Source organism: Salibacterium salarium, from assembly GCF_030813635.1.
Lineage (GTDB): Bacteria > Bacillota > Bacilli > Bacillales > Marinococcaceae > Salibacterium > Salibacterium salarium.
Genome location: NZ_JAUSUM010000001.1, coordinates 289724 through 307830, shown reverse-complemented (window position 1 = coordinate 307830; position 18107 = coordinate 289724). Strand labels below are relative to the sequence as shown.

The window sequence follows — 18107 nt, the reverse complement described above, 5'->3', positions numbered from 1 at the left end:
ACCTATTTCCTCCTAAACATTCGATCCACTGCGTTTTTCAATTACTTTTAAAATCCCCATACAGGCAAGCACGATAACAATTAAAATAAAGGACATCGCAGAAGCCCGTCCAACAGCTGCTTGGTCGGCTAAGTTTAAAATATACGGCGCGGCCAAGTTCATTCCCGGTGCGATTAAGAAAATAACCGAGCTGACAGACACCATCGCGGTCATAAAAGTATAAACGAAACCGGCCATAAAAGCAGGGGTCAACAGCGGTGCAACCACTCGTCTGAACGTTTGATAAGGACCAGAACCAAGATCTGCAGAGGCCTCTTCTAGTGATACGTCCAACTGCTGCATTTGGCTGATACCGGACTCAAGCCCCACTCCGATTTTACGAAACGCCATATTCATCACGAGTAAAAAGATCGTTCCCGTCAAAAAGAAAGGTGGGCCATTGAATATTAATACATAACCAATACCCATAACAGTACCAGGGATTGCGAGTCCAAAGAGCGCTGTGAATTCCATCAGTTTTTTCATAGGAATATTTTTACGCGCCGTCATATACCCTTGTAGAATCCCAAGTCCAGCTGCTAAGAGCGCTGCAAAGAAGGACACAATGACACTGTTTCTTAGAAAATCCCAACCGGAAGTGTCCGAGAAGTGCTCAAGCGTAAATTCATTATTAATTCCAATAATTTGGACGAATGCACTCAATACAACCATTACAAACATGACAATGATGAAAAAAGCCATGAGGGTGCTGATTCCAAACATCGTCGCTTTCACTTTCGGATGAAGTGGATTGTTTTCTCCCCCCGTCGTTGTAGCAACCTCGTGATCTTTCAAAAGATAGGTCTGAAATAAAAACACAGCCAAGCTTGGCAAAATTAAAAAAACACCTAAAACAGCAGCCATTTCAAGATTTTGCTGACCCGTCACAAGTAAAAAGGCGTCTGAAGCGAGAAAGTTTTCGCCGCCTCCGATAACAAGAGGGTTAGAAAAGTCAGCAAGTGCCATAACAAACACAATCAGTCCGGCTTTTAAAATCGCCGTTCCAGCGAGAGGCAGTGTCACTTTTCGAATCGTCCGGCCTTGTCCTGCACCTAAATCCTGTGATGCCTGCTCTAAGCTTGGATTCATATTCCGCATTGAACTCTCAATCATCATATACGCCACTGGAAAATACCCTAGAATTTGTGCAATAACTACGCCCCAGAAACCATATATACTTACTTCTAAGCCAGTGAAATCAGCAATCCACTGAGACACGACACCTCTTCGACCGAATAAAATAATCAAAGCCAAAGAAAAAATAAACGGCGGTGCCACAAGCGGCAAAAGCCCAATACCTCGATAAACGGTAGAAAGCATTGTTTTCGAACGCGTCACATATAACGCAAAAGGAATAGCTATCATTAATATGACAAGAGTTGAAATAACTCCAGCTGCCATGCTATTAAATAAAGCCTGAAAATAGGATGAATTGGAAAAAAAACGCTTGTAGTTCTCAAGCGTAAAACCTCCATTTCCTATTCCAAAACTCTGCACAAATACAGCAAGTACCGGCGCCAAAATAAAAACAAAGAGAAGGACGGCAATACCCCAGGCAGCCGCCAAATATCCCTTCTCGACTTTCGTTTTTCTCTTATAGAAAACCGACGTTTGTTCTGTACTTACCTCATTCATCAATGTCGTCCTCCGTTACGTTCTTAGTCAAACTTTTTTTGCCATTCTTGCATGATGCGTTCACGGTTTTCAGCTGCCCAAACAGCGTCATAATCTATCAAGTTAGGTTCAAAATCAATCGTACCTTCTACTCCAGGTTTCGTTACCATCGAACGAGATTCGGCTGCAAGCTCCATCCCTTCATCGGTACCAATGTAATCAATCACTTTTTTTGCTGCTTCTTGATTCTCAGCGTCTTTGAAAATCCAGGCAACGTCTAAGTCATAACCTACGCCTTCTTCTGGAATGACAATATCAACTGGGTATCCTTCGTCCATCCGGTCAAAGATGGCTTGATCCCATGTAATGCCAATCGCATACTCTCCTTGGGCTGCCAATTGAGCTGGCTGTGAACCAGACTGTGAATACTGGCCGACGTTTTCATCCAGTTCTTCAAGATAGTCCCATGCTTCTTCTTCTCCCATAATCTGCATCAACGATGACACAAACAGGAAAGCTGTCCCAGATGTACCCGGGTCTGGGAGTACAATTTCCCCTTCATATTGAGGGTCCAATAAATCTTCCCAAGACTCTGGTTTATCAAGACCTTCTTCTTCTAATATTTCTTCATTAATAGCTAGTGCGTTAAACCAATACGACCAACCGTACCACTGGCCATCCGGATCTTTAAATTCATCAGGTACATCTTCCCATGTTTCCGATTCATACGACTCGAGCATGCCCTCCTCTTCTGCAACGAGGGCAAAACTATGAAGCATCCCCCACATCATATCAGCGTTAACGTCTGGATATTCTGAATCAATTCGGCTCCAAGCTTCTTCACTCGACATACGAAGAAGATCAACATTCACGTCGGTTTCTTCTTCCACGCCGGCAACAAATTCCTGCATCTCTTCTTCATCGTTGTGTGTGTACATCGTAACGGTGTCATCCCCCCCGCCACACGCACTTAATACGAATAAACTTCCTACTGCAACTATCCATTTTTTCACAATAAAAACCCCTTTTTTAAAACTGAATATCATCATAATGATTAATTATTTCATCTGCATCTATCAAATGATCTTTATGTGTGGTATAGCTCACCAACCCGATACTTGCTTTCGTTCCTGCCGCTCGTCCCGTTCTCATGTCAGAATTCGTATCCCCCAGCATCAGACACCGGGATGGCTCAACATCAAGTGAGTGACAAGCCCTATGTAACATATCCGGATAAGGCTTACTTTTTTCTACTTGGTCTGAGCCAATCACAGCTTCGAAATAAGAACGAATGCCTAGTGCTTTTAAGTGTTTCTCAGCAACAGCCGTTTCATCTGCAGTTACTACGGCTTTCTTTATATTTTTACGCTCAAGCCGGTGGAGAAAACCCTTCAGACCAGGAAGCAATTGGAGATCCTCCATATAGTGTTCCTTTACCTCTATCTCTTCGATGCTTTTATTCACCCTCTGCTTAGCAACATCCCAACTCCAGCCTGCTTCATAAAGACAACCAGCAAGCACCGTTTTTACGTCAATCACACTTCCAATCGCAAGCGGCCCATTGGGATCAACCACACCATCCTGAATTGAAATACCAAGCGCACGCTCTGTGCTCCTCAACGTTTCCCCACTAGAAACATCAGCAAGAACACCTTTGAGCCAATTGACCCAAAGAGAAGGAAAATCTACAATCGTTCCGTCCTTATCAAATAAAATGGCATCAATATCCCAGGAAGACTCATGAATAGATAAAGCAGAACTCATACAAACCTCCTTTCATTCAATTAATTAAGAATGTTATATTAATTTAATAATTATTTAACAAATTAAATATTAATGCAATGTTACAAAAAAGTAAAACGCCCTCAACACCGGAACGACACGGTATTTCAGCAAAATAGTACATCGTTCGAAACATTCCCGGTATATATTCCGATATCTCATATATATTCATCATAACGATATAATCCGTGCTGGAATAAAAACCCTTTGATAAACCTACACCTTTTCTAGCACCTTGAGATTTTTTAAAAAAAGAACCCCACCGCCCACGACAAGGACACCCATACACTTAAGTCCATTTATGCTTCACAGAAGGTTCCGCCCTGATCGTCAACTGCCATGTCTCGTTCAGAAATCTCAACCAAATACAACGTCGCCCCACTACCGTTAAAAACTGGCGCAAATTCGCCATCAAAAACTCTGTCAATTAGGCATAACCATGTAAAAAACATCCTGCAGAAATTCGTCTTTTTTGCAGGACACATAAGGTATAAAAGATTGAATATTCTGATAATATATGGCGGTAAAGACACCTTTAATCACCTTAGGCATCCCTCCTTCATATGCTTTACTGGATGGATTCATCCAAGGGATACCTAAAGAAATGACATTTCGTTTCATCTTAATGGTTAGAACATACACTATGAATTTCAGAAAGGAAGAGGCACACTAGTCTTGCTAGCTTCCTCCCAATCGTTAACCTCGTTGTGAAAGAAGTAAAATTTTATAAGGAAACGAATGATGAGAAATCGCCCGTCCCCATAAGTCTGGAAATGAAATCAATCCTGTCCTAGGGATTTAACCTCTTCTAACGTTAATCCTGTGACATCCACAATGACATTCGTTTCTATCCCTTTTTGTAGCATGTTGATCGCAATATTCCGTTTTTCTTCTCTTTTTCCTTGATCTTTTCCTTGTATGATTCCTTGTTCTCTGCCTTGTTCCTTCCCTTTTTCTAACCCCCGGCGTTCATAGGACACCATCACTTCCATGATCTGCTCTCCTTCCTTTTTATCCATTTGCTCCACCTCTTCTATCAATTGATTCTCTTCTTTCACGGAAAGCGGCAAATACGTTTCAAAAAATCTCGTCAATAAGGTTTGACGCGCGGCATCTATATTCATCCGTACTATCATACGCAAAAATTCTTTTTTCACTTCAACGCGTTCGTCTTCAGTATACCCCATCTTCGAAAGCAATGCAGCAGCAACAGGGTTCTCGGTACGGATAAAGCTTCGCCAGTTCTGTTTTTTCAATTCTAATTTTAAAAAATGAAAGGAAAGGATATCGGCAAATGGAAAGTGTATTTCGAAGGTGTCTGGTTCATCGCGAATCTTATCGTAGCTGAAAATAGCTATCGGAAGGATTTTACAGCGGTGGGTTTCATATAAACGACTAAAGTAGATAAACATACGTTCCTGAAAATACCTTTGTTCGTAGCTTTGTGGTTCAACGTGAACAATGATAAATGCGTCTTCCCCTTTTAACTTGGTCTCGGCCAGAACATCTACCCTATATTTCTCACCTTCAACAATGTCGGTAAATAATTCTTCGGACAAAAAGTGGAAGTCGTTAAAATCAATGGATTGGTGGACTTCCGGGAAAAAGAGTTTCATAAACTCCTCAAAATAGTGCGTGAGAAGCTCCTTGAACAAGCGGTCATGATCAATCGCCATGGAAGAATCCCCATTCTATAAAGTATTTATTCTTACTGAACCAAAAGGGGAACATTAGTTCGTTTCATAAACTCATCATATACGAATGTGATTATAAATTCAACCATTTTATCCAAGATATATACGATGGAAACAGTATCACCAGAAGTAGCCAGACGATATTAGACAGCTTTTCCGTCTAAAAATCTCTTTTGCTCATTCTATCCCAACGTATAGTCACCAATGGTTCAGCTGGGGAGAGGAATCCAAAGGGACTCGTAATTTCATTCGTATGATTATTATCATAATGGAAGCTCTAAAAAATAATCGCGTTCTTTGCATTGATGAGCTTGAAATCAGCCTGCATCCTCATCTACTTCACTATATAGTGGAGCAATTTCACGATTCTTCCATAAATACAGCGAACAGCCAATTGCTGTTCACGACTCATAATACAAGTCTGCAACATAAAAATCTGTTTCGTCGTGACCAAATATGGATCACAGAAAAAAAAGAAGAAACGATGGAATCTGTACTGTATTCACTGTCAGAGTTAAAGATTAGAAACGATGAAAACTTCGAAATCGGATATTTAACAGGGCGTTATGGCGGCACCACTTTCGACGTAGAGACATCAACTTGCTCATTGAACCAGTTAAATCGAAAACCAGGCTATGACTTTATATTAGTGGACTGAGACGTTTTATATGCTTGTTTCTTATGGATTGGAACATTTGTATCGCAGTTCTAATTTGTTCATTTCCACCTCCAAGAATCAGCTTTTCACCTTTTCTACATTCTTTTGATGCTCGTAACAATACGTTTTTCCTTCGAACTTCTTTGGGTTTGCTAAACAATAGGCTTTTACTTTTTCTGAGATAGATTTCTGGCAAACATAACAAGTAGCTTGTTCCTTTGAATCTTGTGCCGCGGTACTTTCTTTCCCGTTTTTCATTAACTCGATATGTTTTTTTCGTAATAAGGGGTCTTCAATATTGGCTTGTTTTAACTGGTTATATATAATCTGAATATCCTCTTGATTATATAAAGGCGCTTCGTTATATAGTTTTTCTACATTCATCTTTCTATGTATGAATTCTGATAGCTCCGTATCATAAACAATTAGCTGGTCTGATTTAATATCCCTTAGCTCTAAATCTACCTTAAACGTACAACGTCTTGTAAAGGAAACCATAGAAATTAATTTCTTATCTTTATTTAGATCCAAGGTTGATTTCACCGCTTCCAAATGACCATAGTTCTGCAAGAATGGATTCATCATTTGGAACCTATTATTTACATTCCATTTCTTTTCCTGCTTCTTGCCTTTAATCACTCCAACATAGTTCTTTGTCTCTATAACAACGAGGGCATAGGGAGTAATAATAACATGATCAATTTGCGAGTATCCTGTTCGAGATTTTGGATTTTCAATCATAACATCACTTAGGTACTTGTATTCTTTCGGGAGCTGATCTAGTTGAATATTAATCTTGAACTCTCCCAGCTCACCCTTTCTCACAGATTTCTGGTTACTAGTCTTCGTAGATTTTTGATTATTCCCTTTTGAAGGAGGCTGATTTTTGGACTGTTTTTCTTTCTCTTTATCTCCAAACAATTTTTTCAAAAATGATAACATAAAAGGACCTCCCTATCCTGTTTTCTTCTTCCAATGATGAAGCATATCGCGAACATAAGCTCCATTCATAAGGCGTATGTTTAAACGTTCTGCTGCCTCTATTGCAGACTTCGTGAAGTGACTCGTGGTGATAATCCATACCGGGGAAGCAGGCACGTACCAGCCAGAAAAACTGCCGCGCGGACACTGATTTCTCACGTTTGTACATATAAATTATTGTTACCATTATCTAATGTTCCATCAATAATAAATGGCGTTTCTATTGCTTTAGATATTTTTAGTAATGTCTCTACTTTGGGGCTAGTTGACCCCGCTTCTATTCTACCGATTGTAGATTTAGGAATACCAGCTAAATCAGCCAACTCTTGCTGAGTCATGTTTAATTTTTGTCGTTTCGTCTTGATTTGCGCAGCTATTCGCCCCTCTAGTTGAAGGCTTTCCACGTAGTCAACACCCCGGATGTCGGAATATCTTTTAAAAAAATCACTCATATTTTATATCTCCTTTTCCCTTCATAAAGATTGGGATCATCCATGCAGTAATCTTCATAACTCCACTCAGCTGGTATTAAATCATTACGTTTTATTAATCCGTTGTAACGTTTATCAAAATGGTAAAGCAGAATAACCTTGTGAAAGTTATGCATAGCATAAATGATACGATGATTCCCTGTTCTACCACCATTTATCCCCCACCTAAAGAAGTTACTATACAACGTATTCTTATCTATTTTCTTTATAGAAGGCGGTGTTTCATCATCTGTTGCTTTTTCTTTAGAAGTTATCCCCGGGTAAGGGTTGATACTTATGATAGTAAGTTGTCGAGCATATTCTGACACCATAATCCCGGCTTACCTATCCTTACTTCTTGATAAGAATTATTTAAAATTTGTTCTTCAAACGCTTCTACGTTTCCTTTATATACTACTTTAAATTTTTTTGACTCAGACATTTAATTATCCTTTTCGATATTATATTATTACCATCATGATAGCATTTATGCTATCATGATCCAATCAATATTTATTGAATAATTGTGACTTTTTTGGAGAAAAAACAACATCTCACACGACAGAGATTTTTCAGGTAATTCAGGAAAGAAAAATAACTATGTGGATACTAAGGTCTATCCTACTTCACGATATTGGTATGATGAAAGTCAAAATAGACACCCAAATGTACTGCTAGGATTTGGCGGTATGACTGAAGAGGAGATTGAACAAGGTATTAAACAACTAAGCAAAGTTTGGAGTAAGTGATAGTATGCAATCTTGATAAACATATTTGACTATATAATACATTTAACAAAAGTAAACGAATTCATATATCAAGTTATAATGAATCAAGACACAAAAATGGTTATATTGATAAAGATAATGAAGGAAACGGAACTGGAAAAAGAATAAAGAAAAAAGCTTTGAATGGTATAAAAATGTAATTAAATCTAATGGCAACATCATCCTAGTGCTAAGAAGTCTTCTTCTGATAGAATCACCAAATCATAACCTTCTGCAATGATGCTTACTAAAACTCTATCACTAAAATTTTACAATGAATAGATTCCCTGTCTCATTTTTCTAAAAATTTCCACTTTAATCGTTAAAATCGCACTTCCCTTGAAGAAAGGAAAACTGCGCCACACGACACGGAATCCAGTATATGCAAGTTCAATATCTTTCATGCCCAACCGCCACAGAAAGCCATTCCATGTGCCAAGAAGTCAAAAGTATTTCCCCTTACCTCGATAACAGGATTGGATGGTAGAATACACAATACAACATATACGGCCGCGGCATTACAGAAATTGCAAAGAAATACAACATCCTGGCGCAAATCCGCCATAAAAAAACTTCGACACTTACATATAGATCTTCTATGACCAAAAAGGAAGCTGCCCGTGACGGCAGCTTCTCTTATTTATACCAGGGTGCATCCCTATAGCACTGTACCACACCGGGGGTCAGGTACCGACTTCCCCACCCCCTCAAGATTAACCTTGAGAGGGGGAGAAGGGTCGTTAGTCTTAATCATATTCTCTTGCTACAGGCCAGCCGTCCTCGGTCCATGCTAGTTCACGGATTTGAAGACGGGGCGTACCATCGTCGTTCCCATCATAGTAGTGGTGTGCCAAATAGTACGTATCGCTATTTTCATCGTGATAGACATCTTGCCCGCCAGGACCGATTTGGTTATCTTCGGTGTCTAAAATAATCGTTCCACCGTTTTGAATATCGCCCTCTCCTTTAAGGGGGGTCCCGTCCCTATCTACGTAAGGTCCAGTAATGGAATCTGAACGTCCTACTGCAATTTTGTACGTGCTATCTGTTCCTGCACAACACGTATCCCATGACGTAAAGAGATAGTAGAAACCGTCCCGTTCTACAATATTTGGTGCTTCTACGGCGTTGACTTCATAATTACGATCTTGCAGCCAATGCATCTCGCCTTCTACTTCTGTCATATTATCATTGAGTGCCTGTAACTTGACGCCTTCCCAATAGGAGCCAAAAGTTAACCACCATTGACCATCAGCATATACAGGGGAACCATCAATGGCATTATAGTCATCACCTTCCTCCGACTCAACGACTGGGCCATGATCCTCCCAGCTTTCTAAACTACTTGGATCATCTGTACTGGCTACCCCGATAGCAGATTGATTTGTACCAAATTGAGAAGCCGCGTAATACAAGTAAACCGTGCCATCTTTTTCTGTGACAGCAGGTGCCCAAAGGTGAGTCGGGGTTCCTTCACTTTCTAACCAGTCATAGTTCATCACCCAATCAGGAACTTCTATTTCCCCCATCGATTCCCATTCGCCGCCGGGATTTTCTTCAGATTTTCGAACATAAATCCCACCTGGATCTTCTTCACTGCGTGAAATACCAGTAGAAAATACATAGTACGTCCCATCATGTTCAATCAAGGCTGGATCATGGGTTGGATCATCAATATCTTCCGAAGGATTAAACTCTCCCACATCCCCTGTCATATTAAGCTTTGTTCCTGAAACGCTCTCCTCTGTTTCTTCGGTACTAACACTAGCACCTTCTATTTCATTATCGATAAGCTGTAGTGATAGAATATCGCCTTCTTCTAATTGGTCTGGTCCAATATAGCTACCTTCAAAAGACACAGAGAAATCTTCTCCGTATGAATAATCCGTTTCCCCTTCTTCTGAGTTCAACGTAAGAAGACGTTCTTCTTCATCATGATTCACCAGTTCACCTTGAACAGTCTGAGCTTCTTCTTCTAACCAAATGTCATAAGTTCGATCCAAGACAGTCGCCATCTGTGCCCTTGTGATCGGTTTATTAGGTTGAAACAAGTCATCTTTTGTTCCGCCGATGATATCATATTCATCCGCAATGTTAGCATAACCTACCGCTCCATCAGGAATGGCATTCGCATCCTTAAAGTCAGGCGTTTCTGTCATTGCTTCTAACGCTTCTTCTTCCAATCCTAATGCACGCACTAATGTACTTGCGACCCAGACACGTTTCGCTGGCTCGTTCGCATCCAATGTTGTTTCATTCGTATCGAGTAATCCTTGTTCTAAAGCAACGAGAACGTATCCTTTCGCCCATTCATTTCGTCCATTTTTAAAATAGTTATCATCATCTAAGGAAACCGAGGCTTCAACATCCTTTTCTTGTGCCTCTTCTTCTAATCCTAGTAACCGGACCGCAGTAATAATTGTCTGCATGCGCGTTACGTGGTTACCTGGACGGAATGTACCATCGTCATATCCTTGAAAAATATCTTTCGTTTGCATCTTCCCTATAGATTCACTCGCCCAATAATCATCATCCGTATCTGAAAAACCAGCTTGTGCCGGCACTTTTTCCGCAACATGATCAGGTACTTGATCCGAGTGATTATTCGCCCCCACTGCAGCCGGTAAACTCCACAATAATACCGCAGCGAATACAGTTATTCCTAGTTTTTTCATTTTTCCAATTCCTCCTCCTAAACTTGAGAAAAGCTCGTCTTACACCCTGTTTGTAAGGGCTTTCAAACGAACTTTTACCACATACAGCAATCTGTCCATTTCATACTCTATTGACATTATACTATTCTATTAGAAAATTTTAAATAGTTTTTACAATACTTTCAATATTTTTTTCAATAACATAACATCAGCCATGGGACTTTTTGCATATCGATTGTTTTTACTTTTTCTAAAGGGACTACACCAACACGTCGCGCTTCGCGTAGACTACATTCCTGAATACTTCTTTAACACTTCACCGTAGCAGGGGTCAGGCTCCTTAATTATTGTGTCATAAAAATGCTCCCCTTCACGGTGAAACAGATTTTATATTTCATCTGTCCACCTTTTGGGGAGCGTTTTCTCTGTATTAGTTACTGAACTCTATAAACGTCAGGTATTCATCCAACATTTCAGCCATTTGAGCCCGTGTCGCACCTGATTTGGGATCAAATATGGAGCCGTCTTCGCGACCAGTGATGACTCCAGCTTGAAGGAGACGATTTACGTCATCTTGTGCCCATGTGCCAATACTTTCCCTGTCGTCGAAAGAATGGATGGTTTTTTGTGTGTTTAACTTTTCTTCCTCAAACCCGGTGACTTCCATGGCCCGTGACAGCATGGAGGCAGCCTGTTGACGGGTGACGGTTTCGTTTGGTGCAAACGTACCGTCTGTCCGTCCCTGGATGATGCCGTGTTCAATGGCTGGTTGAAGCTCTTCCGCAAACCAATCATCATTGTCTACATCTGTAAACGTTCCTTCATATTCCTTTGAAGAAGTAAGACCTAGGGCACGAGTGATTAATACTGTAAACTGGGATCTTCGCATTTTTTCGCCCGGGGCGACGGTTCCATCTTCCCGACCCTGAAAAATGTGGCGGGAACCGAGCTTTTCAAACGAATCGCCCGCCCAGTAGTCATCTGGAATGTCTGTAAATGACACTTCATTTTCAAGCACCGTGTATTTACTAAGAGACTGACTTTGGAATGTCGCTGTATTTCCATCAATGATGGTTGGAACGGAAGTAAAGCTGTTATTGTCTTCATTCAGTTTCACAACAACAGAATGTTTTTCATCCAAGTTTGTTTCACTGTTCAAGTCACGTTCAATATACTGATCAAAATGTGTTAGTTCTTTTTCGTTGTTACCCATACTAGCGGTGATTTGATAATCCACGACGGATGTCACAGCCGATAAATTGTTATTTTCTATGGTTTCGTCAGCTTCCGATTTATTAACGGAAACACTAATTTCTACACTTTCCGCTTCTTCTTCTGTGACCTCAAGTTGGGAACGAAGTGATTGTTCATCTAATTCTGAAACAGGCACCCGGATGGTTCCTTCAGCGGACTTAATCTCCAAGACAGAATCTTGGTTGTAGTCACGGACTGTATCGAGAACATCTTTAGAAAGTAAAACCTCGCCTCTTACATTTTCAGCCGTTTCCATATCAAAAGTAATAGTGTCAGTGTTTTTTTGTTCCTGTAAACGGTTGGCTAATTCATCTGCATTCACACGGCGGGATATCTGTTCTGTTCCATTCTCATCGGTGGTACGGTCTTCTTCATAAAAATCATCGGTCTCTGGTTTGTCCTCTTCACTGTCATCACTACCTTCGTTGGATGGAGAGCTTCCGCTACTGCTGCCACCGTCATTGTTGTTATCATCAGAAGGGGGTTCTTCCATATCTTCTTCGTTTCCTTTCTCAAACGTCCAGATGTTTGAAAAGCGTTCGCCGGAATATTGATCGGTAGCTTTTGCATACCAGGAGTACGTTTCCCCTTCTTCTAATCCTTCCCAAGTCATTTCGGCTGTGCTGCCGCTTGCTACATTTTCAACCGTGCCAATTTCGTTGTCACTGTAGACATTGATTTCAAAATGATCAGTGGCAATACGTTTTTCTTTGGCAGTAAGATCAAGATCAACAGTGAATTCATCTTTTTCGGGGTACTCGTCTGGATCGTAATAGTTGTAATCATCAAGATAGGGGGAGTAAGTGTTTACGATCATCTTGTTATTTTCCGTATCAAAATGAAGTAAACGAATGTAACCTTGTCCGCCTTCCGGACCTGCCTGATAGTCAGCAAGCATTTGATACACTTTACGATCTGTTTCCCCGTCTCCGTTGTCATCTAATTCATCCACCAGCGTCTGGCTTTCATGGTAGTGACCAGACAGCACAGCGAAGACATTTTCATTTGGAACAACGAGTTTCTCATACAATTCTTCACCTTCCGGATGACGGCTTCCGGTCGCAAGCAGGTATTCATGGAAGCTGAGAATTGCTTTTCTATTCGGGTGTTCCTCCAGTACCTCATTTACCCATTCTATCCCTTCTTCTTCGATGCCCCAGCCGAGATAGACCATGATGTAATCATTTCCATCAACGGACATCAAATCATAGTGGCCGCGATTGTTTTTGTAGGAACCACCATAGTAAGATTTGTCTTCAAAACGGTCTTTGCCAAAATACTTGTAGTACTCGGTGTAATCGTTGGTTTTTTGGGACACATCGTGATTTCCTGCAAGCACCCCATACGGCATGTCTGCGTCATCCAGCGTCTGCATGTACTCATCAGCCCGGTCCCACTGCTGCGGTTTGTTCGCTTGATTAACTAAATCCCCTGTATGGAACGTATAAGCAATCTTCATGTTTTCCTTATTGTCGGCAATCCACTGGGTCTGCTGGTCGAATATGTGCGGATAGCTTTCAGATAAATATTGAGTGTCGGATGTCCAGGCAAACGTATAATCGTAATCGTCGGAGGCAGGAATTTCATCTTGTACGATAACGTTAACTTTATGATCACTTACAAAATCGTTTACCGAAACCGTTCCTTTTAGTTGAAAATCCTCTTCCCCTGCAATGTTCTCATCGATTTCTTCCCAATCCGATGAAGTGTGACTCCAGGCATACATTGTGACTTTTCGACCTTCAAGGGAATTTCCGTTCCAAACTAACTCCACCGTATCGTTTTGATCTATGGATTCGTCAACGGTCACTTCAAAACGGTGGTACGGAAATTCGGTAGTGGAGTCCGTAACCATATACTCGTTGTCTTTCTCCTTTATTTTAGAAATACTTTCATCGGAGAACGGTTCTTCGTCCTTTGGTGCAGATTGTTGCGGAGGTTCCGTTTCAGATGTATGGTGATAGGATTTTACACGATCTACATGTCCAGGATTGTAATGAAATCCTTGATAAAAACCAACATTTAATTCGTCATTCGTCGGGTCCGAGACGTTTACTTTCAAAATCGGATCACCATCTGACGTTTCACCCATTTGTGGTGCAATATTTTCTGGCTGGGTCGGGTGTTCGTCCGCTGTAGAAAAAGGAATGTTTTCTGTTGTCTTGTTTCCTGCTGCATCTTCAGCTGTGATCGTCAGCTCATGTTCTCCGGCAGCAAGTTCACCGGAAGATGTCTCGTAAGGCAGCGAAATTACTTCATCATCCAGCATAACAGTGGAGGTTTCTACTCCAGCAATACTGTCGGTTATGGATGGATTAATAGTAAATTCACCCTTGTATTCTTTCCCTCTTTCTATATTTGTTGAGATGGTTGGGGCTGTGTTGTCAACACGTACGCTTGTTTCTATTTCATTGGTACCGTCCTGGATAGTGACGGAATGTTCTCCATCTGTTACCTCCGTTGTATCCCAGTTTAACCCTTTGGAATGAGCCTGTTCATCGCTGACGGTGAAAGTGAAGTCTTCCGCAATGCGATCTGTGCCGTTGTCTCCCATATCGAGAACTTCATTCGGGTCATTATAATTGGGATCCTGCAGTGTGGTTCCGTCTGCCATGATAAGACGAACATCTTTCATGTCGAAGTCATCTCTATTTTCTCCAGGGTTTCCTTCAAAAGGAGTAGCCTTATTTCCTGCCCGGAGCGTAAAAGTGTTATCCCCCGTACTCAAAAGTTCGGGGTCCACCGGAACCGTGATGGTCGTCCATTGCGCCATCCAGTCATCAAAGATTTGAATGACTTCCCCGTCCATGGTGACAGCGTTTTGGAAGTAGGTGTTAATGCCGCTCACATCAAATGCTAGATAGGCTGTATCCTCGACGGCCCGAAACGTATCACCGTTCCATTCCTGGTCATCTATTAAGAAACTCAAGTTTTCCGGTCCATCTTGTTCAGACGTTCCTTTTAAGACATTTGTTCCTGAAAGGATGTCGTTGTCGTTTATATTAAAGCGCAATTCAGATTCATCCAGTTCGTTATTGATCTTAATGGTGTGTGTTTCACTTTCTGTTTGATTCGTGCCGTCGGATGCTCTGAAATAATACTCCAGTGTGTCGTTTGCAATTAACTCAGGAGCATAAATGGTCCCGTGGTAAAGTCCGTCATCCGGATTTACCTGCACAGACATCGATTGGTAATCTTCCTCGTCATTGGTGCGGTAGAATAATTCGGCAGTACGGACTTGGGCATTGTCGTTGATGTCGGCTGCCAGGTCAATATTTTCGGATTGATGAACTTCCGTGACTTCGGTACGGTTATCAATGACGGGAGCTTCCGTGTCGTCTGGTACTTGAACAGGGTTTTCAGGAACTTGAAAATCTTCCACGACACCTGGTTTGGCATCCTTCTCCCCGGCACTCACCTTATCCATCACGTTGGATCCATCGGTTGGGAACTTGTACACAATGCCTTTATCCGGAAGGGTATCATCTGCATCTTCGGACTCTTCATTATAGTGGGCAATGGCCAGTTCGTGATCTGTATTTGTGGTTACAAGGAGACTTCTTATCCCGCCATTGGACAAGCCGGGGGTATAAATTTTGGCAATGTTGTCTTCTTGTACATTAGAACCATAGTTTCGGTTGAAATCCGCAATAGTTTCATCATTGTTGTCGCCGTTTATAATCCAGAATACCATGGTTTCCTGTGGTCCGACCTCCATATCGTCAGGGTCAGACGGCCAGTGCGTATCTCTGTCGGGGAGATTATTGTAACGGTATTGAATTTGATAGTCAGAAAAATCAATAGGTTGATTGGTGTTATTGTAAATCTCGATAAATTCATAGCCATCCGAGCCGCCAACATTCGTGGTGTCCGGGACTACTTCCGTTATAAGAATCGGGGGAACGTTCTCAGGGTCTTCCCCCGCAGCCACCTCAATGATAGATTCATCCGAACTAGTTGTATTTGTTCCGTCAGTGGCTTCCACGTAATACGTAAGGTTCGAATCCACAGCTGTTCCTGGTATTTCCGCCGAAAAGGTTGATAGGTCACCTGCATCCGGACGCATCATTACTTCTTCAAAATCATCTTTATTTTCATTTTTGTAATAAAGCGTGACGGAAGGCATTTTCAAATTATCTTCAACGGCTGCCTGGATTTCCACAGAAGAAAACGGATCCGCAGACTCTACCGGGGTATGGTCGATGACCGGCGCCTCTGTATCCTCCGGTAAGTCTGAGACATCAACTGCTGCGTCAGGAACCTGTGTGTTATCCACCGTTCCCGGTGTTGGATCTGCTAATGTTTCGTGTTTGATCATCTTCGTTCCATCTACTGGATATTGATAGTGAATGTCTTTTCCATCATTATTGTTGTCTTCTCCCAGATAATCAGCATAAATGACTTCCGCGTTATCCTTATCCGATAACATAAGGGCACGATCACCACCGTTAGCAAAACCGGGCAGACCTGTGGTATCTGTGACTTCTACCAATTGATCGGAGGTAAGTTCAGTATTAAATTTTTCGTTAAAGTCCTGCAATTCTTTGCCGGCATTGTTGTACCAAAAGACAAGCGTTTCCTGAGGTTCCATTTTGGTATGAGGAACCTGGAAAACACGCTCTTCTCCAGAATCGGTATAAACGTATTTAAACGCATATTGATGTAAATCAAGCGGCTGCTGAGTGTTGTTGTACAGCTCGAAGAATTCATATTCTTCCGCACCTGCAGTGTTAGGGGCAAATTCTGTGATAAGAACGTGCGGATTCTCCTGGCTGTTATTTTCTTCATGTGCTATCGTCACTTTGGCTGTGTCTGTCTGCACGCGGTTATATCGATCAGCAGCTGTAATATAGTAATCTAATGTTCCAGACCGCAAATCTGCTCCTGGAATGACTGCCTCATAATCATTATTATCTGATTTATTCATTTTGATAGATTCATAAATTTCTCCGGAGTCCGTTCGATAAAATAGACTTGTCTTCACATGGTCGGAGTCCTCATCTTCAATAACTGCTTCCATTCTCAAGTCTTCGCCGGCATTAATGTTTGTCAGCGTTTCGTGATGAATAGACGGTTTTTCGTTGGAAGAAAGAGATACTCTCTCTCCGGGGATTTGTGCCTCGTCTATGTGACCGGGAGATGCTTCTGCTTTTTGTTTATGTAATGACATTGCTGTTCCCGATTCAGGGTACGAAAACATCACACTCTGCCCTGAGCCGATATCATCTTCTACATAGCCTGCCTGAATAGTTTCTTCCCCGGCAGGAGTTTCAATGACGACCGCCCGGTTTCCACCGTTATTAAAGTTGGAACCACTGTATTCTACAACCTCTCCTTTAGACAAATCGACGTCATATTGACTGTTAAAATTGTCTAAGGACGCGCCTGAGTTATTACGCCAAAAAACCTTCGTTTCACCTGGATTGATTTCAGCAGCGGGGAACGCTATCGTTTTATCATCACTGGAGTCGTCCGTATAACGGTAGATAAAAGAATAGTAATTCAAGTTTAATGTTTTATCAGAATTATTGTACACTTCGAAATACTCGTAATCATCGGCGCCTGAGTCATCCGGCATTATTTCTGTAACTAATAATTCTGGCAGCTCATCAACATTCACATCCGCTGTTTCCTGTTGACGCTGCAATGGCTCTTCACCATCACCGCTCTCTTCTTCTTCAGAAATTTTTTCTTCTTCCACTGTTTCTTTTTCTTTCGATTCATTCTCTACCGGTTCGTCTTCATCCGATTCATTTGTACCAGATTCAACATCTGTAGTATTTTGTTCCGTACTGTCTTCCCTGATTTCTTCTTCACTGCCGGAAGTAGATCCCCCCTTATCAGAGTTAACCTGTTCTTCCGTAATATCATTGTCGGTTTCTTTGGATGTGTCGCTTTCTTCCGTTTCCTCTGATGTTTCGTCTTCAGCGGCTCCTGCTTTCTTCAACGGAAAGGCAGAAGACATGTTCATTAGCAGCATGGACAAAATGAGCATTATTGACAAAAACCTTCGACATCGTTTCCCCACTTTCATGATATTCCTCCTTCATTTCTCTACACCCTAACCCTAAGTTTTCAACATTAAGGTCTTATTAATTGGGTGTTAAAATGATGTTAAAGTGGAAACTATTATGTAATTAAGTGTAGAAATACCCAACACCTTTTCGGTGCTGCATCAAAAAGGTCATTTTTTC

The 18107-nt window shown here is 41.5% G+C and carries 14 protein-coding genes and 1 pseudogene; 3 read left to right on the top strand and 12 right to left on the bottom strand.

Annotated features, from left to right (window positions below; translation table 11 throughout):
- Positions 1-12: 12 nt before the first annotated feature.
- The 4 genes from J2S78_RS01560 to J2S78_RS01545 all read right to left on the bottom strand — a co-directional run bounded on the left by J2S78_RS01560 (position 13) and on the right by J2S78_RS01545 (position 5111).
- A complete protein-coding gene (locus tag J2S78_RS01560; RefSeq protein ID WP_306895630.1) occupies positions 13-1674 on the bottom strand; it encodes an ABC transporter permease in 1662 nt (553 codons plus the stop codon).
- A 23-nt stretch (positions 1675-1697) separates the two neighbouring features.
- Entirely contained in the window at positions 1698-2666 is a 969-nt protein-coding gene (locus J2S78_RS01555; protein WP_306895628.1) for an ABC transporter substrate-binding protein, read from the bottom strand.
- A 16-nt stretch (positions 2667-2682) separates the two neighbouring features.
- Positions 2683-3417 carry an HAD family hydrolase gene (locus J2S78_RS01550; RefSeq protein WP_306895626.1) on the bottom strand — a complete coding sequence of 245 codons (735 nt, stop codon included), beginning with the start codon at positions 3415-3417 and terminating at the stop codon, positions 2683-2685.
- A gap of 797 nt (positions 3418-4214) precedes the next feature.
- Positions 4215-5111, bottom strand: a complete 897-nt coding sequence (locus tag J2S78_RS01545) for an Rpn family recombination-promoting nuclease/putative transposase (protein ID WP_306895624.1) — start codon at positions 5109-5111, stop codon at positions 4215-4217.
- A gap of 160 nt (positions 5112-5271) precedes the next feature.
- On the opposite strand from J2S78_RS01545, the gene J2S78_RS01540 reads away from it, so the two are divergent.
- Positions 5272-5787 (top strand): AAA family ATPase, encoded by a 516-nt coding sequence (locus J2S78_RS01540; protein WP_306896972.1) that lies wholly within the window; start codon positions 5272-5274, stop codon positions 5785-5787.
- A 78-nt stretch (positions 5788-5865) separates the two neighbouring features.
- On the opposite strand, the gene J2S78_RS01535 is transcribed toward J2S78_RS01540, so the two are convergent.
- Genes J2S78_RS01535 through J2S78_RS01515 form a run of 5 tightly spaced genes read right to left on the bottom strand, consistent with a single transcriptional unit; the run spans position 5866 to position 7680 of the window.
- Positions 5866-6729 carry a nuclease-related domain-containing protein gene (locus tag J2S78_RS01535; RefSeq protein ID WP_306895622.1) on the bottom strand — a complete coding sequence of 288 codons (864 nt, stop codon included), beginning with the start codon at positions 6727-6729 and terminating at the stop codon, positions 5866-5868.
- A 12-nt stretch (positions 6730-6741) separates the two neighbouring features.
- Entirely contained in the window at positions 6742-6885 is a 144-nt protein-coding gene (locus J2S78_RS01530) for a restriction endonuclease (RefSeq protein ID WP_306896971.1), read from the bottom strand.
- 38 nt (positions 6886-6923) lie between these two features.
- Positions 6924-7220 carry a helix-turn-helix domain-containing protein gene (locus J2S78_RS01525; protein ID WP_306895620.1) on the bottom strand — a complete coding sequence of 99 codons (297 nt, stop codon included), beginning with the start codon at positions 7218-7220 and terminating at the stop codon, positions 6924-6926.
- Positions 7217-7570 carry a hypothetical protein gene (locus J2S78_RS01520; RefSeq protein WP_306895618.1) on the bottom strand — a complete coding sequence of 118 codons (354 nt, stop codon included), beginning with the start codon at positions 7568-7570 and terminating at the stop codon, positions 7217-7219. Before J2S78_RS01520 ends, J2S78_RS01525 begins: the two co-directional genes overlap by 4 nt.
- Positions 7534-7680: a hypothetical protein gene (locus J2S78_RS01515; protein WP_306895615.1), complete on the bottom strand. Its 147-nt coding sequence runs from the start codon at positions 7678-7680 to the stop codon at positions 7534-7536. The genes J2S78_RS01520 and J2S78_RS01515 overlap by 37 nt, the downstream gene beginning before the upstream one ends.
- A gap of 160 nt (positions 7681-7840) precedes the next feature.
- Between J2S78_RS01515 and J2S78_RS01510 the strand changes: the two genes are divergently transcribed.
- Positions 7841-7987: a hypothetical protein gene (locus J2S78_RS01510; protein WP_306895614.1), complete on the top strand. Its 147-nt coding sequence runs from the start codon at positions 7841-7843 to the stop codon at positions 7985-7987.
- Positions 7988-8088: 101 nt separating this feature from the next.
- A pseudogene (locus J2S78_RS17055) lies at positions 8089-8246 on the top strand (hypothetical protein); the annotation flags it as partial.
- Positions 8247-8274: 28 nt separating this feature from the next.
- Here J2S78_RS17055 and J2S78_RS01505 read toward each other — a convergent pair.
- From J2S78_RS01505 to J2S78_RS01495, 3 genes are all read right to left on the bottom strand, one after another.
- Positions 8275-8409, bottom strand: coding sequence for a hypothetical protein (locus J2S78_RS01505; protein WP_306895612.1), 135 nt, complete (start codon positions 8407-8409; stop codon positions 8275-8277).
- Positions 8410-8751: 342 nt separating this feature from the next.
- Positions 8752-10680, bottom strand: coding sequence for a family 43 glycosylhydrolase (locus tag J2S78_RS01500; RefSeq protein ID WP_306895610.1), 1929 nt, complete (start codon positions 10678-10680; stop codon positions 8752-8754).
- A gap of 409 nt (positions 10681-11089) precedes the next feature.
- Complete coding sequence (locus J2S78_RS01495; RefSeq protein WP_306895608.1) at positions 11090-17947, bottom strand: lamin tail domain-containing protein; 6858 nt, start codon at positions 17945-17947, stop codon at positions 11090-11092.
- Positions 17948-18107 lie beyond the last annotated feature (160 nt).

What these genes read in the sequence shown, in the direction of transcription:
- J2S78_RS01550 (WP_306895626.1), bottom strand. Translation starts at nt 3,417, where the DNA reads ATGAGTTCTGCTTTATCTATTCATGAGTCTTCCTGGGATATTGATGCC.
- J2S78_RS01500 (WP_306895610.1), bottom strand. Translation starts at nt 10,680, where the DNA reads ATGAAAAAACTAGGAATAACTGTATTCGCTGCGGTATTATTGTGGAGT.
- J2S78_RS01515 (WP_306895615.1), bottom strand. Translation starts at nt 7,680, where the DNA reads ATGTCTGAGTCAAAAAAATTTAAAGTAGTATATAAAGGAAACGTAGAA.
- J2S78_RS01505 (WP_306895612.1), bottom strand. Translation starts at nt 8,409, where the DNA reads ATGAAAGATATTGAACTTGCATATACTGGATTCCGTGTCGTGTGGCGC.
- J2S78_RS01525 (WP_306895620.1), bottom strand. Translation starts at nt 7,220, where the DNA reads ATGAGTGATTTTTTTAAAAGATATTCCGACATCCGGGGTGTTGACTAC.
- J2S78_RS01545 (WP_306895624.1), bottom strand. Translation starts at nt 5,111, where the DNA reads ATGGCGATTGATCATGACCGCTTGTTCAAGGAGCTTCTCACGCACTAT.
- J2S78_RS01535 (WP_306895622.1), bottom strand. Translation starts at nt 6,729, where the DNA reads ATGTTATCATTTTTGAAAAAATTGTTTGGAGATAAAGAGAAAGAAAAA.
- J2S78_RS01560 (WP_306895630.1), bottom strand. Translation starts at nt 1,674, where the DNA reads ATGAATGAGGTAAGTACAGAACAAACGTCGGTTTTCTATAAGAGAAAA.
- J2S78_RS01520 (WP_306895618.1), bottom strand. Translation starts at nt 7,570, where the DNA reads ATGGTGTCAGAATATGCTCGACAACTTACTATCATAAGTATCAACCCT.
- J2S78_RS01495 (WP_306895608.1), bottom strand. Translation starts at nt 17,947, where the DNA reads ATGAAAGTGGGGAAACGATGTCGAAGGTTTTTGTCAATAATGCTCATT.